Here is a 2,047-nt window from a genome sequence, read left to right as displayed (position 1 = left end):
CGGCCGTATCGGCGGGAGTAGAAACCCGATGCTCGTTGTACAGCTGGTTGAAGGGGGCCTTGAACTGGCTGGACTTGGCGTCCACCGCGAATTCGTTCATCACCGCGTAGTTCATGACCAGCGGCAAACCGTAGATAAAGCCTTCCTCGGCGATCGCCTTGGTCTGCTCCAGACTCGGCGCGGCCACGCCCTTGGCCACATCCGCCTTGTCGGCCTGCGCGATCGGATCGTTCTTGCCCGCACACCCCGTGAAAAGCGTTGAACCCACGACGACGACCGCCGCAGCCATGGTCCAGCCCCTGTTAAACTTCCTGTTCATTTTCACCTCAATAGCCATGAGCGCATTGCTGTCGTGAGTAATCATGTGGTCATGGCTTCGCTTATTGATATTTTTAATTCTTTAGCGTAATGCGGCTTGTACCTGGGCCTCTCTTGATGGACCCATTTTCAAATACCGAGACGTCTGCAAAACCCGAAGTGATTCGCACCGACCAGCGTTGCGCAGAAGCCCCAAGTAGCCTTAACTGCCTTGCGGTACTACTCGGGCATCATTGCCAGAACCTTCGATGTAAACGTTCATGCCTTTACCCAAGGACGGATTGATCGGCTGAGTCACCGATACCAACACGCCGTTTCTTACTCGCACAATGATCTGTTGCGCCTCTATCGGTTGGTCATACTTTTTCTTTTCTGCGTAATTACCGCCCGCAGCACCGGCGAGAGCACCGGCAACCATGGCGACATCGCGGCCGGTGCCATGACCAATCAAGCTGCCGACAGCGAGACCACCAAGGCCGCCGAGTACGGCACCGACGCCACTGTCGTGATTGGTCTGCATCTGCGCTAACGATATCTGCTCGATCTTGCCTGAGCGAATCTCGGTTTCACCGGCACCGCCATCGGATGATCCTACGACGGAGCAGGCACTGACCAGTACAGTCATCAACGTGACCGTCAACTTGAACAGGATTGATTTCATTGCGGTATACCTCGTTATTGGTGTTTAGCTTGCGTAGTTGAATCGTTTCCATGGCACGAACCCACTGATCGTCCGGACATCGACAGATGCACAAGCGCTTAACGTAAGTACACTGGCCAGAGATGCAAAAAGTAACGGTCTTTGCAATCTAAAGAGTCGATCCGATGAATAGGGGTACATGCCAGCAATCCTGTGCTTGAGCACTTTTGAACCGCCATGGCTATTGGCGATTCAAACGAGGCTTAACTGCGGATGAACGCCCAAAGATCGACGTTCAACTTGTCGATTGCAGCCTTGAAGTCCTTGGCTGTGACCTGCTGGCTTTCATTTTCCAGTGTCGTGCCAAACACCTTGCGCACCATTCTGGCCACGGTCTGGTTGGTATTCGCATCGATGAGCTCGGCCTCGATGAACAGGTTGGTGTCCTGGTCGCGGTGACCGGTGGCGGCCTGTGTCGCGCCGACAACGGCCGCAACGGGTACGACTTCATACCATTTCATGCCTTCGTTGGAGGCACTGACCCCGGTAATTGCCGCCCGCATGATCAGGGACCGGGAACCCGCCGGGGCGGATGAGATGTTGGACACCACACGGTATTTCTGACTCAACGTGGCCTGAGCCCTGCTGCTCATGTAGTTCTGAATGTCGGTCAGCGTCTGTTGATTGACTCGCTCATTAGGCTTTGGCGCCGGGTAGAACTCCAGTTTGTTGAACACCACGGTGTCGTAAGCATTCGAACTCCAGGACGGGCTGGTCCAGCGCATCACTGTTCCACCACTGGGTGTTTTGACTTCCTGCAAGTTGTTGTAGTTGTCCAGGAAGCCGGAATACTGGGTTTGCTCAGTGACTTTCGAGGTACAACCGCTCAACAAGACGCCGGTCAGTGCAGCACCGATGAGCAGGTTTCGGGACAGATTCATAATGGTGTTTACTCCTTGGAAGAAATCGTCGTTCTTTCGTTTACAAAACATCAGAATCGCCAGGTCATGTTGCCGGCCAAGGCTTGAATCCAGGCATTGTCGAATTGACCGGAAAGTTGATCGCCCGACACGGATTTGGTCTGTTCCA

Annotated in this window: 2 protein-coding genes and 1 pseudogene; all 3 read right to left on the bottom strand. The window is 54.2% G+C overall.

The genetic code is table 11. The annotated features are described in order from the left end of the window. Positions 1-289: pseudogene (locus tag KGA81_RS29900) on the bottom strand (cell envelope protein); the annotation flags it as partial. A 231-nt stretch (positions 290-520) separates the two neighbouring features. Then, complete coding sequence (locus KGA81_RS29895) at positions 521-979, bottom strand: glycine zipper 2TM domain-containing protein (RefSeq protein ID WP_095943609.1); 459 nt, start codon at positions 977-979, stop codon at positions 521-523. A gap of 242 nt (positions 980-1,221) precedes the next feature. Then, a complete protein-coding gene (locus tag KGA81_RS29890; protein ID WP_095943610.1) occupies positions 1,222-1,899 on the bottom strand; it encodes a DUF3313 domain-containing protein in 678 nt (225 codons plus the stop codon). Positions 1,900-2,047: the final 148 nt, after the last annotated feature.

Source organism: Pseudomonas sp. A-B-19 (assembly GCF_019947515.1).
In the GTDB taxonomy this organism is placed as follows: domain Bacteria; phylum Pseudomonadota; class Gammaproteobacteria; order Pseudomonadales; family Pseudomonadaceae; genus Aquipseudomonas.
The sequence above is the reverse complement of the archived record's forward strand: the minus strand, read 5'-3'. Positions and strand labels throughout refer to the sequence as shown.